The sequence below is a fragment of the Wenyingzhuangia aestuarii genome (assembly GCF_011927765.1).
GTDB classification, from domain to species: Bacteria; Bacteroidota; Bacteroidia; order Flavobacteriales; family Flavobacteriaceae; genus Wenyingzhuangia; species Wenyingzhuangia aestuarii.
Window position 1 is genome coordinate 84933 of the sequence record NZ_JAATJG010000016.1, and the last position, 18011, is coordinate 102943.

The 18011-nt window shown below is 31.9% G+C and carries 16 protein-coding genes and 1 other RNA gene; 15 read left to right on the forward strand and 2 right to left on the reverse strand.

All coding sequences use genetic code 11. The features are described from left to right. Positions 1-66: 66 nt before the first annotated feature. From GGR97_RS13740 to GGR97_RS13785, 10 genes are all read left to right on the forward strand, one after another. A complete protein-coding gene (locus tag GGR97_RS13740) occupies positions 67-1107 on the forward strand; it encodes a substrate-binding domain-containing protein (protein WP_167899107.1) in 1041 nt (346 codons plus the stop codon). Positions 1108-1185: 78 nt separating this feature from the next. Beyond that, on the forward strand, positions 1186-2352 hold the full coding sequence (locus GGR97_RS13745) for a tetrahydrodipicolinate N-succinyltransferase N-terminal domain-containing protein (RefSeq protein WP_167899108.1): 1167 nt from the start codon (positions 1186-1188) through the stop codon (positions 2350-2352). An 85-nt stretch (positions 2353-2437) separates the two neighbouring features. Then, on the forward strand, positions 2438-3076 hold the full coding sequence (locus GGR97_RS13750; protein WP_167899109.1) for a hypothetical protein: 639 nt from the start codon (positions 2438-2440) through the stop codon (positions 3074-3076). A gap of 80 nt (positions 3077-3156) precedes the next feature. Beyond that, complete coding sequence (locus GGR97_RS13755) at positions 3157-3792, forward strand: hypothetical protein (protein ID WP_167899110.1); 636 nt, start codon at positions 3157-3159, stop codon at positions 3790-3792. 84 nt (positions 3793-3876) lie between these two features. Next, on the forward strand, positions 3877-4824 hold the full coding sequence (locus tag GGR97_RS13760) for a tRNA dihydrouridine synthase (protein WP_167899111.1): 948 nt from the start codon (positions 3877-3879) through the stop codon (positions 4822-4824). 237 nt (positions 4825-5061) lie between these two features. After that, positions 5062-5508: a KTSC domain-containing protein gene (locus GGR97_RS13765; protein WP_167899112.1), complete on the forward strand. Its 447-nt coding sequence runs from the start codon at positions 5062-5064 to the stop codon at positions 5506-5508. Between the two features lie 136 nt (positions 5509-5644). Further along, a complete protein-coding gene (locus GGR97_RS13770) occupies positions 5645-7207 on the forward strand; it encodes an NAD(P)/FAD-dependent oxidoreductase (RefSeq protein WP_167899113.1) in 1563 nt (520 codons plus the stop codon). Between the two features lie 80 nt (positions 7208-7287). Further along, entirely contained in the window at positions 7288-7992 is a 705-nt protein-coding gene (locus GGR97_RS13775; RefSeq protein WP_167899114.1) for a ZIP family metal transporter, read from the forward strand. Positions 7993-8089: 97 nt separating this feature from the next. Next, positions 8090-9400 (forward strand): DEAD/DEAH box helicase, encoded by a 1311-nt coding sequence (locus GGR97_RS13780; RefSeq protein WP_167899115.1) that lies wholly within the window; start codon positions 8090-8092, stop codon positions 9398-9400. A gap of 18 nt (positions 9401-9418) precedes the next feature. Continuing rightward, the gene (locus tag GGR97_RS13785) at positions 9419-10366 is read left to right on the forward strand and encodes a DMT family transporter (protein WP_167899116.1); all 948 of its coding nucleotides are present in this window, start codon (positions 9419-9421) and stop codon (positions 10364-10366) included. Positions 10367-10423: 57 nt separating this feature from the next. On the opposite strand, the gene GGR97_RS13790 is transcribed toward GGR97_RS13785, so the two are convergent. After that, positions 10424-11734, reverse strand: coding sequence for a DEAD/DEAH box helicase (locus tag GGR97_RS13790; protein ID WP_167899117.1), 1311 nt, complete (start codon positions 11732-11734; stop codon positions 10424-10426). A gap of 175 nt (positions 11735-11909) precedes the next feature. Here GGR97_RS13790 and GGR97_RS13795 point away from each other — a divergent pair, with 175 nt between their 5' ends. Together GGR97_RS13795 and GGR97_RS13800 are read left to right on the forward strand one after the other, a co-directional pair. Next, a complete protein-coding gene (locus GGR97_RS13795) occupies positions 11910-12770 on the forward strand; it encodes an RluA family pseudouridine synthase (protein WP_167899118.1) in 861 nt (286 codons plus the stop codon). Positions 12771-12776: 6 nt separating this feature from the next. Beyond that, positions 12777-14315, forward strand: a complete 1539-nt coding sequence (locus GGR97_RS13800; RefSeq protein ID WP_167899119.1) for a DUF4955 domain-containing protein — start codon at positions 12777-12779, stop codon at positions 14313-14315. An 84-nt stretch (positions 14316-14399) separates the two neighbouring features. Here the strand turns inward: GGR97_RS13800 and ffs are convergent. Next, an RNA gene (ffs, locus tag GGR97_RS13805) (signal recognition particle sRNA small type) lies at positions 14400-14497 on the reverse strand. A 143-nt stretch (positions 14498-14640) separates the two neighbouring features. Here ffs and GGR97_RS13810 point away from each other — a divergent pair. From GGR97_RS13810 to GGR97_RS13820, 3 genes are all read left to right on the forward strand, one after another. Further along, complete coding sequence (locus GGR97_RS13810; RefSeq protein ID WP_167899120.1) at positions 14641-15156, forward strand: DUF4199 domain-containing protein; 516 nt, start codon at positions 14641-14643, stop codon at positions 15154-15156. Positions 15157-15163: 7 nt separating this feature from the next. Continuing rightward, positions 15164-16117 carry a glycosyltransferase family 2 protein gene (locus tag GGR97_RS13815; protein ID WP_167899121.1) on the forward strand — a complete coding sequence of 318 codons (954 nt, stop codon included), beginning with the start codon at positions 15164-15166 and terminating at the stop codon, positions 16115-16117. 65 nt (positions 16118-16182) lie between these two features. After that, a complete protein-coding gene (locus GGR97_RS13820) occupies positions 16183-17901 on the forward strand; it encodes a phospho-sugar mutase (RefSeq protein WP_167899122.1) in 1719 nt (572 codons plus the stop codon). Positions 17902-18011: the final 110 nt, after the last annotated feature.

Consider the following 18011-nt stretch of genomic DNA (forward strand, 5'->3'; position numbering starts at 1 on the left):
TTGTTTATCTTTAAAATTACACTAAAAAATAATAACTTATTTTTGAATTATTAAAACCCAACTCTTTTGAACAGTATAAAAGACATAGCACTAAAAGCAAAAGTATCTACAGGTACAGTAGATAGAGTAATACACAACAGACCAGGTGTTTCTGAAAAAACAAAAAAGAAAATTTTAAAAATTATTAAAGAAAGTAATTACACTGTAAATACTGTTGCTAGTCTTTTAGCTTCTAAAAAGACCTACACTATTGCTACGCTTTTACCCAAAACAAAAGAATCTTCTGATTTTTGGGAAACACCAAAACAAGGTATAGAAAAGGCTTTTATAGAAATTAAAGATTTAGGATTTAAAATCAAAATTTTTGAATTTGATCAGTTTAACTCTGACTCTTATGTTAGTGCTTTTAAAGAAATGGTGAATAGCGAACCTAATGCTGTTTTAATTGCTCCAACATTTAAAATGGAGACTCTAAAGAATATTTCTTTATTAGAAGACAAAGAAATTCCATATGTTTTTATAAATACCGAAACAGAAGGCTTAAACAATATTTCTTTTATTGGTCAAAAATCTAAGCAAGCAGGTTTTTTAGCAGGTAAACTATTAAACTGGGTATTACCTAAAAAATCAGAAGTATTAATTGTAGAAATTCGTAAGAATATTTCAAACTATACCGCTATTAACAACAGAATAGAAGGATTTAAAGATTTCTTTCAACATTCAGAAAAGGCCATCAATATTAAAAGAATTAGCATTCATAATATAGAAGATCAAGAAACAATAAACCTACAATTAAAAGAGTATTTAAATCAGCACCCTACTATTAAAGGAATATTTGTTCCCTCTAGTAAAGTGAGTATTATTGCCAAAAGTATCATCGATATAAAAAGAGAAGATCTTGAATTAGGTGGTTTTGATAGTATTTCTGAAAACATAAAATATTTAAAAAATGGAATTGTAGATTTCTTAATCAGCCAGAAAGCAGAACAACAAGGTTATGATGGAATTAAATTGTTATTTAATTATTTAATTAACAAAAAAGCACCCGTAAAAAACTATTATTTACCTATTGAAATAGTACTAAAAGAAAATGTAGATTATTTATAACAAACAACATTTGTCTCAGCTTTTATAGCTTAACACAATCCCTTATATTTGCCACATCATTTTTTGAAAACAAACAACATGAATACAATAGAAGATTTTAAAGCATATGTAGCTAAAGTAGAAGCTACAGAAGGATATACAAAACCTTTAGCATTTGGATTAGGAATCCGTAGATCTAAAGGAGATAAGGTTTTAGATGTAAACTTTCCTGCTATTAATTGGAATACTGCTTTTGGAACTGCTGCCTTATTACAAGATGTAGTAAATTTTAAAGGAGGAGAAAATGGTTTTGTGACCGTTTCTAAAGCTCAATTACAAAAAGCATTTGATAATTTTGCTGCTTTTCATGGAGAGATAGAAAAACACCCAAATATTGTTGTTATCCAACAATTATTAGAAAATATTGCAGTTCCTACAAACACTTATCAAGAAGTAGATGTAGTTGCTTATTTCTTATTTGATAAAGACCAACCTGTTGCCGATGCTGTAGAAGGATATTTTAAATTACAATGTTTATCTCAATTACACGTATTACCACACGGATTGTCTTTAGACGGTGTTTTTGGAAAATTAAACAATATTGCTTGGACCAACCACGGACCAATTTTACCCGAAGATGTTTCTGCTGAAAGAATTAAAGCAACATTTAAAGGAGAAAACATTATTGTTTCTCATGTAGATAAATTCCCTTATATGGTAAATTACCACGTACCAAACGGAGTTCGTATTGCTAGCGGATCTCAAGTTCGTTTAGGAGCACACTGTGCTGTAGGTACAACAGTAATGCCAGCGGGTTACATTAACTTTAATGCTGGTACAAAAGGAAACGCAATGATAGAAGGTAGAGTTTCTGCTGGAGTTGTTGTTGGTCACGATTCTGATTTAGGTGGAGGAGTTTCTATTATGGGAACTTTATCTGGAGGTAACAAAAACGTAATTTCTATTGGAGATAAATGTTTATTAGGAGCCAATGCAGGTACAGGTATTTCTTTAGGATTTGGATGTACTATTGCTGCTGGTGTTTATGTAACTGCTGCTGCTAAAGTTTGGTTATACGATGCTAACAAACAACCTGTAGACATTAACGGAAACATTGTTGCAGAAGGTGAAAACATTGTAAAAGGTGCTGAATTAAATGGAAAAGACAAATTATTGTTCTTATTAGATTCTACTAACGGACACTTAACTTGTAGACCAAACCCTAAAACAATTGAATTAAACGAAGCTTTACACGTTAAAAACTAAGACTCGTTATATAATACCATTCCAACCACCTATTCTTTTTTGAATAGGTGGTTTTTTATTGAGAATATTTCTTTATTTTTAAGAGATGACGAAATATCTACTTCCCCTATTCGCACTAATTCTGTTAGTTAGTTGTAGCTCTCCTTTACAATCTGTAAAAGGGAATGTAGCTCCTCATAAATACAAAAGACCTTTAATAGTTACCAATAGCTACTACAGTACAAAATCTGGATTTGCTAAAACATTTAGCCGAAAAATTAAAAACTACGAACAGGTATCAGAAATTAATGCAAGTTTAGCAGGTCATCTGCAACGTTACTTTTTACTAAATAACACTCAAACATTAACACATTTTGTAAACGTAGAAATTGGCAAAAATCTAGTATTAAATTCTAATGAAAATAAAGAAATAAAAACCATTAGAAATGTTGCTTACACCAACAGTGTCGATTTAATTATTAAAATAATTCCCGTAGGAATTCACACTAAAATTGATGGAATTTCTTCTGGAATTGCAGAAGATCAATTTAGTGGACCTAGCAAATTTTCTTATGCCAACGCTCATAACTTTGATTATTTAATTATTGCAGAAGATGCTTATACCCATAGAGAAGTATGGAAAGCAAAATATGATGTAAATGGAGTGAACTCTCTATTTGGTAAAATGGCAAAAAAAATTGCTAAAAAAGTACACAAACAATTGTTAAAAGATAGAATTTTCTAAATTATTATTCTTTGTAAATTAACTTGTTTACACATACAAATCGGCTTGATTATTGTTGTTTTGCTTCTAAAATAATTTCCATGAAAAAAATATTATATTCTTTAATTGTGCTTCTAATCATTAGTTGTAGTAGTTCTAAAGCAACTGCCTATCAAACAAAAGATGACACACCTCCTAAGTATCAAAAAATTCTACTTGTAACAGATGCCTATTACACCAACAAAAACATTGTTAAAAAACTTTTTAATACAGAACTAAAAAACAATTTAACTATTTCTAAAATCAACACTAAAATTGTTGAATTAGTTAAAGAAGAATTCAATTATCAAAACAAAAAAGCCAATTCTTATCTTATTAAAAACAACTTAGACCACCCAACAATATTAACTACAGAAGAAATTCAACAAAATATAGATGAACAAATCTTAAGTAACAATATAGATTTAATGGTTACCATTTTTCAAAAAGATATTAAAAGAGTTTACAATAAATTAAATACCAAACAAACCGTTTTTAAAGACGATAGTTACAGTGCCACAACAAACTCTAGCAATCTTAAATATACCTATATTTTTACAGGAATAGATGTTAGTAATAATACAGTAGTTTTTAAAAGTGAACATCATGTACAAAATGCTGATGATTTAGTAAACAATATTCCTAAGCATGTTGCTAAGGATCTTGTAAAAAAACTAAACGAAAAACACTTGTACTAAAACTATTTAATCTCTTATACCAAACCATCCTTTCTTTTTTGATTGGATGGTTTTCTTTTATGTATTTTTGCAAAAATTTTTTAAATGTCAATTACTCTTTTATCATCTCCTTTACAAGGTTTTACAGACTTTAGATTTCGTAATGCCTTTGATCATTATTTTGGCGGGATTGATACTTTTTACGCTCCCTACATTAAAATGAATGGTAAATTAGTGATTAAAAATAATTACCAAAGAGACTTAGATCCAGCAAACAATCAAGTTTCTAAATTAATTCCTCAGGTAATGACCAACAATCCTGATGAATTTTTATTTGCATTAAACTATGTAAAGTCTTTAGGATACACAGAACTAAATTGGAATTTAGGTTGTCCCTATCCAATGGTTACTAAGCAAGGAATGGGTTCTGGTATGATTTGTCAGCCGCAAAAAATTGATGAGGTTTTACACAAAGCACACACAGAAAGTGACCTAACTATTTCTATGAAAATGAGAATGGGGTACGATGAACCTACCGAAATTTTAGAAACGTTTAAAACACTTGCCAAATATCCTTTAAAAAATATTGCCATCCATGCACGTATAGGTAAGCAATTGTACAAAGGTGGAGTAGATTTAGATGCTTTTGAAAAATGTTTAGAACAATCACCACACAAATTGTATTACAACGGAGATATTACAAGCGTAGAAGCTTTTAGAAAAATTCAAAAACGTTTTCCTGTCTTAGATCATTTTATGATTGGTAGAGGATTAATTTCTGATCCTTTTTTACCAAGTATGATTAAAAACGATTCTATAGAATATCCAGAAAACAGATGGCAAATTTTTAAAGAATTTCACGATACTATTTATCAGCAATACGATGAAGCCTTGTCTGGCCCTACTCCTATTAAAATGAAAATGTTAGGTTTTTGGGAATACTTTTCTCAATCTTTTGATGATCCTAGAAAAGTGTACAAAGCCATCAAAAAAAACGGGAGTCCTAGAAATTATAGAGCTACTGTTAATGAGATTTTTGCGAAGCAACGATAAGCATTATTTATAAAACGTCATCTTGAACTTGTTTCAGCATAACGAAAAGACAAATACATATCACGTCTCCCTGAATTTATTTCAGGGTCGCATAAAAAACTTTAATAATTCTATCAACAATATGACACTCAAATGAATTTATCATAACAGTAAAAACACCCCAACAAACACACTTTAAAATACTGTATTCTATATTATTATGAATAGCTTTGCACCCGCAACCTGAAAAAACAAAACATGAAACGTATTAACGAATATAAAAAGCTTTTTAACGTAGAAGGAGCTATCAACTTAAAAGAGCTAAAAACCACATATAGAGGATTGGTAAAACAATTCCATCCTGATAAATTTCAGGTTGAAGAAGAAAAAATAGAAGCAGAAAAACAAAGCTTAAAAATTATTGACGGATACCACTTTTTAGTAAGTATTGCTCCAGAAACTAAAGAAGCTAACTTAGAAGCGTATACAGCAACTATTACACAATCTCAAGTTGCAGATTATCACCACAAAAGTATGTTATTAGAAGTTACTTTTACAGATGGTAATACATACGAATACTTTGGAGTAAATCATAAATTATTTTTAAAGTTTGTAAATAGTAAATCTATCAACAACTTTGGAAAACGTAATATTTTCAACTCTTTTACTTACAGAAAATCTAAAAAAGGAACTGTAGAAGCATAAGCTTACACAAACCATCCTAATTAAATATAAATGCAGATAATTTTAAATAGTTCGCTATTTATCATCATCTGCATTTTTGTATGTAAACACATCACATCCTATAAAATACTAGCAATAAATAAACTATTTTTGCAACATGGTAAAAGAGATTCAACTTCGTATAAAATTACAAGAAGAAACCAAGGCTAATATTTTAGAAATAAAAGCTGCACAATGGTTAAGCGTTCCTAGAAAAGACATTACATCGGTAAAAGTGTTACGTAAATCTATAGATGCACGTAAACCTCAAATTTACTTTAATTACAAAGTAGCCGTGTATATAAAAGAATTGGCTCCTGAGCAATCGGAATATCAATTCAACTATCAAGATGTTTCTAACAAACCAGAAATACACATTGTAGGTTTTGGACCTGCGGGTATGTATGCTGCGTTGCGTTGTATAGAGTTAGGATACAAACCTGTGGTTTTAGAACGTGGAAAAAATGTACAAGACAGACGTAGAGATTTACGTCAAATTAACCAATCTCACGATGTAAACGAAGACTCTAACTATTGTTTTGGAGAAGGTGGTGCTGGAACCTATTCTGATGGGAAATTATACACCCGAAGTTTAAAACGTGGTGATGTTCGTAGAATTTTTGAAAATCTAGTTTATCACGGAGCAACAGAACAAATTTTAATTGATGCGCATCCCCATATTGGAACCAACAAATTACCTAAGATAATTGCTAAGATTCGTGAAAACATAATTCACTACGGAGGTGAAGTTCATTTTGAATCTAGAGTTGTTGATATTCTTACCAAAAACAACAAATTACAAGCCATTCAATTACAAGACGGTAGAGAACTTAGCGCTAAAGCTTTAATTTTAGCTACAGGTCATTCTGCCCGTGATATTTATGAGTTGTTAGACAAAAAAGAAATTGCTTTACAGGCAAAATCTTTTGCCATGGGCGTTCGTGTAGAGCATCCGCAACAAATTATTGATGGTATTCAATACCATTGCGAAGGTAGTAGACATGAATTGTTACCTGCTGCAGCTTACGGATGGGTGGAACAAGTTCGTGATAGAGGTGTGTACTCTTTTTGTATGTGTCCTGGTGGATTTATAGTTCCTGCCGCTACTGCCAATGGTGAAGTAGTTGTAAACGGAATGTCTCCTTCTAAACGAAATAACGTATTTGCCAACTCTGGAATTGTAGTAGAAATTAACGCTCAAAAAGATTTACAGAAATACGAACAATACGGTGCTTTAAAAGGATTGCAATATCAAAAAGATTTAGAACGATTGGCTTTTACTGCTGGAGGAAGATCGCAAACAGCTCCCGCACAAAGGTTGACTGATTTTATTGATGGGAAGTTATCTCCAGAATTAAATTCAACATCATACCAACCCGGATTAAAATCGGCTCCTTTACATTCTTTATTACCCAAAGCTATTGGAGGTAGATTGCGTAAAGGTTTTGCACAAATTGGTGCTAAAATGCACGGATATAACACCAACCAAGCCAATGTAATTGGAGTAGAATCTAGAACCTCATCTCCAGTAAATATTCCAAGAAAAGAAAACTTAGAACATCCAGAAATTGAAGGTTTGTTTCCTTGTGGTGAAGGTGGTGGTTATGCTGGTGGAATTATATCTGCCGCTATGGATGGTGAACGTTGTGCAGAAGCTGCTATTCAGAATTTAAAGAACTAGAACATCTATAAAAATTATTAATTTTAATGCGCTATTAAGTTGATGAAATACATTTGTGACAAATAGTTAATCCTTAAGATATGAAAGAACTAATTCTATATTCTGGCTTTGCGGGTATTACAGTTTTTTTAGGCGGACTTTTAGCAAATTATTTTAATCATCACATTAAAGAAACTCCCATTAAGTATGAAATTACTCATACTTTAATGTCTTTTGGTGCTGGTATTATTTTATCGGCATTAGCCTTAGTACTAATTCCTAAAGGCATGGAAAAACTCTCTTTAATTCCGTTGATTATTTATTTTCTTACAGGAGCATTGTTATTTCTGTTTTTAGATGAATATTTAGCAAAAAAGGGTGGACAAATGGCCACGTTACTAGCCATGTTAATGGATTTTATACCTGAATCTATAGCGTTAGGAGCTGTATTTGCTATTGAACCTAACATGGCAACTCTATTAGCTATTTTTATTGGTTTGCAAAATTTACCCGAAGCTTTTAACGCTTTTAGAGATTTGGTTCAAAGTGGATTCACAATACAAAAAACGCTTGTTATCTTTTTCTTATTAAGTTTTTCTGGAACTTTAGCAGCCTTAAGCGGACATTATTTATTGAGCAACTCTCCTAACCTAACCGCTCATTTAATGACTTTTGCTAGCGGTGGAATTTTATATTTACTAATTCAAGATATTATTCCCGAAAGTAAATTAAACAAAAACTACCTAACATCTTTGGGTGCAATTCTAGGTTTTTCAGTAGGTATTATTGGAGAAAAATTAATTTAAAGTTGAGTTCTATATCAAAATAGATTCTACTATTTCATTAGTCATTTCTTCTTCGTTTCCATTACCTTGCATAAGATTACATCAACTACAAACAATCATGTCTACAATACATAAAAATCAAGCTAGTATTCTTTCTAAATTAGGGATTAACGCTTTAAATCCAATGCAAGAAGCTGCTCAAAAAGGGATTGCTGCCAATACAGATGTTGTGTTGCTATCTCCTACAGGAACAGGTAAAACATTGGCTTTTTTATTACCAATGATAGAAAAGTTAAATGCTAACATTTCAGAAGTTCAAACCATTATCATCACTCCTTCTAGAGAATTGGCCATCCAAATAGAGCAAGTTTTTAGAGAAATGGGAACAGGTTATAAAGCTAATTGTGTATATGGTGGTAGACCTATGTCTAAGGACAAAATAGAATTGGCTCACACACCACATGTGTTGATTGGAACTCCTGGTAGAATTGCAGATCATTTACGTAAAAATAGTTTTGATACAGAATATATTGAAACGTTAATTTTAGATGAATTTGACAAATCTTTAGAAGTAGGCTTTGAAGAAGAGATGAGTGAAATTATTAGATTTCTTCCTAACGTTCAACAAAAAATATTAACCTCAGCTACACAAGAAATTGAGATTCCTAGTTTTGTGGGAATTCAAAATCCTGAGTTGATTAATTTCTTAAGTGAGAAAAAATCTCAGTTAGTCCTTAAAAAAGTATTATCTCCAGACAAAGACAAACTTAAAACGTTGGTAGATACGCTTTGTCATATAGGAAATAAGTCGGGAATTATTTTCTGTAATTTTAAAGATTCTATTGCTAGAGTAAGTGATTATTTAGCCGATCACGAAATTAGTCACGGTTGTTTTTATGGTGGATTGGAACAAAAAGACAGAGAACGTGCTTTGATTAAATTTAGAAACGGAACTCACAGAATTTTAATTGCTACAGATTTAGCGGCTCGTGGATTAGATGTGCCAGAAATTGATTTTTTAATTCACTACCAATTGCCTTTAAAAGTAGAAGAATTTACCCACAGAAATGGTAGAACTGCAAGAATGCATAAAGAAGGAACTGCTTATGTAATTCAATGGAAAAAAGAACCGTTACCTGATTTTATCAATATTGATGAGGTAGAACATTTACAAGCGGATAGTTTACCCGAACCATCGGAATGGAAAACTTTGTTTATTTCTGGAGGTAGAAAAGATAAAATTTCTAAAGGTGATATAGCCGGTTTATTAATTAAACAAGGTCATTTATCTGGAAATCAAGTAGGGGTTATAGAACTAAAACAAGATTGTGCCTTTGTATCGGTACAAGTTAGAAATACTAAAGCTTTGTTAGATCAAATCAATAACCAACGATTAAAGAAAAAGAAGGTTAGAATTACAGAAATTTAAACCTCCCAAACATTTAACATGTTAGAAACAAAAACAACAGCTACTAACAACAAAAAAGAAAACCTACTTTTAATTGCCATGATTATTAGCATGTGTACCTGGGGAACTAGTTGGACATGTGCTAAAGTTTTAGGAACGTACACTAGTGCATTAAATTTAAGTTTTTTAAGATTTGTATTAGTACCGCTAACCTTATTGCCTATTACATATTTTGGGAAAATTCAAAATACAGTACATAAAAAAGGATGGTTTCATGTAATAGGAGCTTCAGTTTTTATTTTACTCTACACTATGTTTTTTTTTAAAGGAGTACACACAGGTTTTGCAGGAGCTGGTGGGGTTTTAGTCACAACCATCAATCCTATTTTTGCGTATATTATTGGTTTATTCATCAGTAAAATATTACCAAAAAAACAAGAATACATTGGGTTAGTTATTGGATTTATTGCCGGAATGACCCTTTTAAAAGTTTGGGACAATGGTCACGAAATTTTAAACACAGGAAATATTTACTTTTTACTAGCTGCTTTTGTTTGGGCAGTAATGAGTAAAATTAGTTCTCATGCCAATAAATTTGGAAATGCTATTGGCTTTAGTTTTTGGACTCATATAGTAGCTGCCGTTGGTTTGTCTTTCTTTGTCAACTTTAAAGAACTAGTCCAATTGTTTTCTACAGCCGATGCTAAATTCTGGGGAAATATTTTATATTTTGGAATTGTAAACTCCGCACTTGCAACCACCGTATTTTTATATGTAACAGCTAAAATTGGTGCAGAAAAAGCAAGTACTTATATTTTTATTGTGCCTAGTACAGCAGTGCTAACTTCTTGGCTTTTTATTGGAGAAAGTATTCTATGGAATACCGTTGTGGGTGGTGCTTTAGGAATTTTAGCCGTATTTATTATTAACGGAAAATTTAGTAGAAAAAAACGAATACCATCAACTATTAGAAATATTGTCAGATAAAAAAACTCCCAAAATGAAATTCATTTTGGGAGTTTTATATTTTATAAGAAGTGTTGTCTATCTTCTATTTCTACCTCTACCTAACTTAGAAGCTGCACTTTTTTTACTTTGCACCCATTTTGGAGCTTCTCCTGGTTTTGCTTTCTTTTTAGCCGTTTTAGGCTTTTGTGTTGCTTTTGGAGAATTGGTTCTAGAAGGTCCTTTTTTCATGGCCTTTAACTCTTCTGCTGTTGGAGCTTTAAAATCATACCCCGCTAAATCTTGCATCGGTAATTTTAAGCCTAACAACTTTTCTATATCTAGAGCAAATTTAATTTCCTCTCCACAAACTAAAGAAATAGCTTCTCCACTTGCTCCTGCTCTACCTGTACGACCAATTCTGTGTACATAATCTTCAGGAACGTTTGGCAATTCGTAGTTAATTACGTGGGGTAATAATGGAATATCTAATCCACGAGCAGCAATATCTGTAGCCACCAACACTCTTACTGAATTTTTCTTAAATCCATCTAAAGCTTTGGTTCTAGCTGCTTGACTTTTATTTCCATGAATTGCTGCAGCGGTTACACCACTTTTAGCCAATCTTTCTGCCAATTTATTAGCTCCGTGTTTGGTACGCGTAAAAACTAAAACCTGACTCCAGTTTCCAGCCTTTATCATTCCAATAATAGCCAAAGGTTTATCTCCTTTATTTACATTGTAAAAAGTTTGTTTTACTCTTTCTGCAGTTGTGTTTTGCGGAGCAGATTCAACTTCTACTGGGCTTTTCATAAACGTGTTAGCCAATGCTTTAATATCCGCAGAAAATGTTGCTGAGAATAATAAGTTTTGACGTTCATTTGGCACTAATGCCAATATTTTTTTAATATCACGTAGAAATCCCATGTCTAACATACGGTCAGCTTCATCTAAAACAAGTACTTCTACTTTAGATAACGATAACGCATCTTGACTAATTAAGTCTAATAATCTACCTGGTGTTGCCACTAAAACATCTACCCCTCTTCTTAGCGTAGTAATTTGTGGTTTTGGTTTTACTCCTCCAAAAATAACAGCAGATTTAATATCTAAAAACTCACTGTACTCTCTTACGTTCTCGTATACCTGTGCAGCCAATTCTCTTGTTGGTGTTAGCACCAAAGCACGAATAGGTCTACGTTTCCACTTATTTTGTGTAGATAAACTATGTAAAATAGGCAAGGTAAAACCAGCTGTTTTTCCGGTCCCTGTTTGTGCAGATGCTAGTACATCTTTACCTTGTAAAACTAATGGTATTGCTTTTTCTTGTATGGTAGAAGGTTCTGTATACCCCTTCTTTTTAATGGCTTTTAAAATAGCCTCGGATAATCCTAAAGATTCAAATGTCATAAATATATTTTAAGAATTGACTTCTCGTCAATTCTGTAGCGGGTGCGAAGATACGACTTAATAAGCGATATTACACTTGATTTTTAGTATAGTTTGATAATGAGACAGATAGCTAACTAAAATAGTTCTTAAAAAGTCTATTCTTTTTAATTAGAATGCTTTAGCTTCGTTATAAATGAAAACAATAGAAACGCATACGGTACCTACACTTCCTTATGGAGTCAGATTGTCTGATTATGCCGTTGGAATTTTTGCATCTATCCCTAGCAAAGCAGGGATTAAAAAAGCTATTAAAAAAGGATTAATCACAGTCAATCATCAAAGAGGAGTTTCTGGTCAGTTTATTAATGGAAATGAAATTATTGAGCTTTTGGAAGATGAAACGCTCATTAAAAAAAATATTGACCTTGACTTAGAAGTACTTTGGGAAGATGATTATTTAGCCGTTATCTATAAACCTGCTGGATTGTTAGTAAGCGGAAATAAATCTAAAACAGTAACAAACGCATTACCATACAATTTAAAACCTAGTATTTTAATTGATGCCGTAAAACCACAACCCGTACATAGATTAGATTTTGCCACAAGTGGATTGTTGCTTATTGGAAAAACAGCCGATAGTATTAGAGCACTTGGAAAATTGTTTGAAAACAAAACCATTCAGAAAAATTATTTTGCAATTACTATTGGTAAAATGCAATCAGAAGGCACTATAAACTTTCCGATTGATGAAAAAGAAGCTATTAGTAATTTTAGCATCATAAAATCAGTTCCATCAGAAAGGTTTGACTTTTTGAATTTAGTAAAACTTGCTCCCGTTACTGGTAGAAGACATCAACTAAGAATTCATTGTGCACAGCTAGGAAATCCTATTTTAGGAGATGTAGAACATGGAGTAGAAGGAAAAATATTAAAAGGAAAAGGTTTGTATTTACATGCTGCTTCTTTAGAGTTTACTCATCCATACACCAATCAACCTTTAACTATAGAAAAAGAATTACCAAAAAAATACCATCATTTATTTTTAAAAAATTGACACAATATGAACAGTAGAATATTATTTATTTTAATATTAACCTGCACCTCTATTTTTGCACAAGAAAGTAAAATTTGGAAACAATTTATAAAAGCAAAACAAAATAAATCTGAACCTATACTCCCCGATTTTTCCTATGCGGGATATAAATACAGTGAAACAGAAATCCCAACATTACACTATAAAATGTTTGATGTAACTCACTTTGGTGCCATCCCAAATGATTCAATATCTGATAAAAATGCAATTGTAAAAGCAATTGAAGCTGCTGAAGAAAACGGAGCAGGAATTATCTACTTTCCCAAAGGAAAATATTTTATCAATACTGCTAAAGATGAGCTGACTAGTATTTTTATTAATTCTTCTAAAATTATCTTTAGAGGAGAGTCATCAGAAAACAATCTAAGTACCTTGTTTTTTGAAAAAGACTTACCTCCTACCGATCCTAAAAAGCTTTGGTCTTGCCCACATGCCATCACTACCAAAACAACAACCAAAGACACTTTTATTAGTAAAGTTTCTAAAAATGCACAAAGAGAAACCTTTTCTATTGAAATAAAAGATATTAAAAATTTAAAGGTTGGAGATTGGATTGTACTAAAAATGACAGATAATGATCCAAAATTGATTAAACAAGATCTTGCGGGTTTAGAAGCAGATCCTAGATGGACGAATATTTTAAATAAAGGAGTTCAAGTTATAGAAAGACATCAAATAAAAAAGATAAAAAATAACATTATTACCTTTTATGAGCCTATACACTATTCTATAGACAGTAAATATAATTGGGAAATTTATCGTTATTATCCTTTACACCACATAGGGTTTGAAAATTTAAATTTTCAAGGAAATTGGACCAAAGAATTTGTTCATCATAGATCGGCACAAGATGATGGAGGTTGGAGTATTTTAAAACTGTCTAGCGTTGTAAACTCTTGGGTAAAAAACTGCAATTTCATCAATATAAGTAACGCTATCGATTTTAGTAAATCTGCAGCTAGCACAGCTATTAATATTACCATTAGTGGAAAAAAAGGACATTCATCCGTACACGCAAATGCAGGATCAACAGGTATTTTGTTAGCAAAAATAAACGATTTAGCAGGTATGCATCATACTACAGGAGTGGCAGGAACTGCTACTACAGGAACTGTTATTTGGAAATGTAAACATGCTGATAATACTTGTTTTGAAATGCATGCATCACAACCTAGATGTACTTTATTTGATAATGTTGAAGGTGGATTTTTTGCAGGAAGGGCTGGTGGTGCAATTCAAAACCTACCCAATCATGGTAAATATTTGGTTTTATGGAATTACAAAGAAACAGATTCCAAAGAAGAAAACTTTAAATTTGTTGCCACAAAATCTTGGTATTGGAGAGTAGTTCCTCCAATTATTGTAGGATTTCATGGAAGTGGTACTACTTTTTTTAAAGCACAAACACAATACACAGAAAGTATTGGAACTCCAGTAAAACCAACTTCTTTATTTACAGAACAACTTAAATTTAGATTGGGGTTTATACCTAATTGGATTCCTTAAATAAAACAAACATTCTAAAAACACAAAACCCAGCTAAAAGCTGGGTTTTTATGTAAAATAAACTTACTAATTGTGTTCTTAAAAAAAGGGCAAGCGACCTACATCACACCGCTCAACCAAGTACCCTTGCTGCATTCCTGCCCTGGGGGATTCCGAGGGAGCTAGTTGTGCAGGACTTGCCCGTCTGCAAATTTACAACCTTATTGTAATTCTCACAACATTTAATCCATCATTTTTTAACATTCAATTCATCTTACTCTAACACTACACTTTAGCATAATAAATACCTATATTTGCGCTTAAATTTTAAATAGAAAACATTCAAATGAATTCATTTTTCAGCACAAAACCTGTTTTAAAATTCGGAGCCATCTCTGGACTTTTATTGGTATTAAACGAACTGATTTTATATTACTCTACCAACACCAACCCATATATTGGAGAAAGAACATCAGAACTTTCTATCATAGGACTGGTTATTCCCGTAATTATGGTTGTAATAGCTATTACATTTTTAAAAAAGAATACCAACATTGAAAGTTTTGGTCAAATAATTAAACCAGGATTAATTATTGGTTTTTTAACAGCCTTAATTTACATTGCCTACACTTTACTATTTGTGTTTAGCATAGAACCTGATACTTTAAATCAGTTTGATGAAATCAATCGTCAAAGATTAATTGCTAGCGGAAATATTACGGATGCTAAAGACATAGCTGATGCTGTACAACTAACTAGAAATGCTTTTATTCCTGGTACTGTTTTATTTAGTATTGCTATCAATTTGTTTATTGGTTTTCTTACTGCAGTTATAACTGCTATATTTGTCCGAAATAAATAAGATTTATATGCAATTATCTATAGTTATTCCATTATTAAACGAAGCCGATTCATTACCTGAATTACACAGATGGATTGTATCTGTAATGGAGCAAAACAACTATAGTTACGAGCTTATTTTTGTAGATGATGGTAGCTCTGATGCTTCTTGGGAAATCATTACCTCTTTACAAGCAGTAAATCCAAATGTAAAAGGAATTAAATTCTTAAAAAACTTTGGAAAATCTCAAGGCTTAAATGCGGGGTTTAAAAAAGCTCAAGGTGATGTAATTATTACCATGGATGCTGATTTACAAGATAGCCCAGAAGAAATACCCGATTTATACAACATGGTTATAGATCATGGTTATGATTTGGTAAGTGGATGGAAGAAAAAAAGATACGATTCTAAAATTCGTAAAAACATCCCCTCAAAACTTTTTAATTGGGCTGCCAGAAAAACATCAGGAATAGAACTAAACGATTTTAATTGTGGTTTAAAAGCTTATCAACAGAAAGTTATAAAATCAATAGATGTAACTGGCGAAATGCACCGTTACATTCCTATACTAGCCAAAAATGTTGGCTTTAAAAATATTGGTGAAAAACCCGTACAACATCAAGCCAGAAAATATGGCGAAACAAAATTTGGTATAGATCGTTTTACCAATGGATTTTTAGATTTAATCACCCTATGGTTTTTATCGAAATTTGGAAAAAGACCCATGCATTTATTTGGATTAATGGGTACATTTATGTTTTTAATAGGATTCTTTTCTACCACTTATATAGGAGTTTCTAAACTAATTACTGTTTTTTATTATCATCAAAAAGCTGGATTAGTAACCAACAACCCCTTGTTTTTTGTTGCTCTAACCACTATGATTTTAGGTACACAGTTATTTATAGCAGGATTTATTGGAGAAATGATTTTAAAGAATAAAAAAACAAACAATTTGTATTATATAGAAAAAGAAATATAAACTACAATCCATATATTTACAATACCAAAACCAGAATACTAAATTTAATAGAACTCAAACTCACTATGGTAACTACCGAAATTTTAGAAGCATCTAAACAATGGTTGACATCAACTTTTGACCAAGACACACAAAAAGAAATTCAAGATTTAATTAACAATTCTCCTGAAGAGCTAACAGACAGATTCTACAAAAACATGGAATTTGGAACTGGAGGTATGCGTGGTGTTATGGGTGCTGGTACTAATCGTATTAATAAATATACATTAGGAAAGGCTACACAAGGACTTTCTAACTTTTTACTAGCTAACAACCCTGGTAAAGAACTTAAAACGGTTATTGCTTTTGATTGTAGACACAATAGTAAAGAGTTTGCTAAAGTTGTAGCAGATGTATTTACAGCTAACGGAATTAAAGTTTTTTTGTTTGATGATTTAAGAACTACTCCAGAATTATCTTTTGCCGTTCGTCATTTAGGATGTGATGCAGGTATTGTATTAACAGCATCTCACAATCCGCCAGAATATAACGGATACAAGGTATATGGTGCTGATGGTTGCCAGGTAACTCCTCCAAACGATGGGTTAATTATTAACGAAGTAAACAACGTGTCTTTTGATAAGATTAAGTTTGATGCAAACGACAGTTTGTTAACTTATATAGGTGCTGAAATAGATGAAGCTTTTAACGAAGTATCTGTAGCACACGGAACTTTTGGAGATGTAAACAGAGGAGCTGTTAAAGTTGTGTTTACAGCTTTACACGGAACTTCAATTATGTCTGTTCCTCAAGTACTAAACAAAGCTGGTTTTAGCGATGTTCATTTGGTAGAAGAGCAATCTAAACCTAATGGAGATTTTCCAACCGTAGCCTCTCCTAACCCAGAAGAACCAGAAGCTTTAGCAATGGCTACTGCTTTGGCTGATAAAATTGGAGCAGAAATTTTAATGGGATGTGATCCTGATAGTGACCGTTTAGGAATTGCTGTTAGAGATTTAGATGGAAACATGAAATTGTTAAACGGAAATCAAACCATGATTTTAATGACTGATTTCTTAATTAAACAAAAGAAAGCAGCAGGAAAATTAAACGGAAACCAATTTACAGCAACAACTATTGTATCTTCTGAAATGGTAAAAGTTTTAGCAGATCATTATGGAGTAGAAACCGTAATTACTTTAACAGGATTTAAGTGGATTGGTAAAGCAATTGCCGACAACCCTACTAAAGATTTTGTAGGTGGTGGTGAAGAAAGTTTTGGTTACATGATTAGTGACTTTGTTCGTGATAAAGATGCTGTTACCTCTTGTTTATTAGCTTGTGAAATGGTTGCACATGCAAAAGCAAACGGAACAACTTTGTACCAACAATTATTAGACATTTACAAAGAACACGGATTCTACAAAGAGTCTTTAATTTCTATCACTAAAAAAGGGATGGATGGTGCTGCTCAAATTCAACAAATGATTTCAGATTTTAGAGCAAATCCTCCTAAAGAAATCGTAGGTTCTAAAGTTAAATTTGTTTGCGATTATGAATCATCAATTCAAAAAAACTTACTTACTGGAGAAGAAACTAGTATTAATGTACCTAAATCTAATGTATTAATTTATCATACAGAAGACGGTACTAAACTATGTGTAAGACCTAGTGGTACAGAACCAAAAATTAAATTTTACTTTGGAGTTAAAGGAGAATTAAACAATCCTAAAGAAGCTAAACAAGTAGAAGCTAAACTTGATGAAAAAATTCAAAACATTATAGAAACATTAAACCTTAAATAAGGTTTATCAATTATAACAAAAAAAGGTACTGTTTTAAAATCCAAGTAAAAACTGAAAAAAAACATTTATTTTTGACCATCTAAGGAAGAGTAACCTCTGGTTCTTTATCC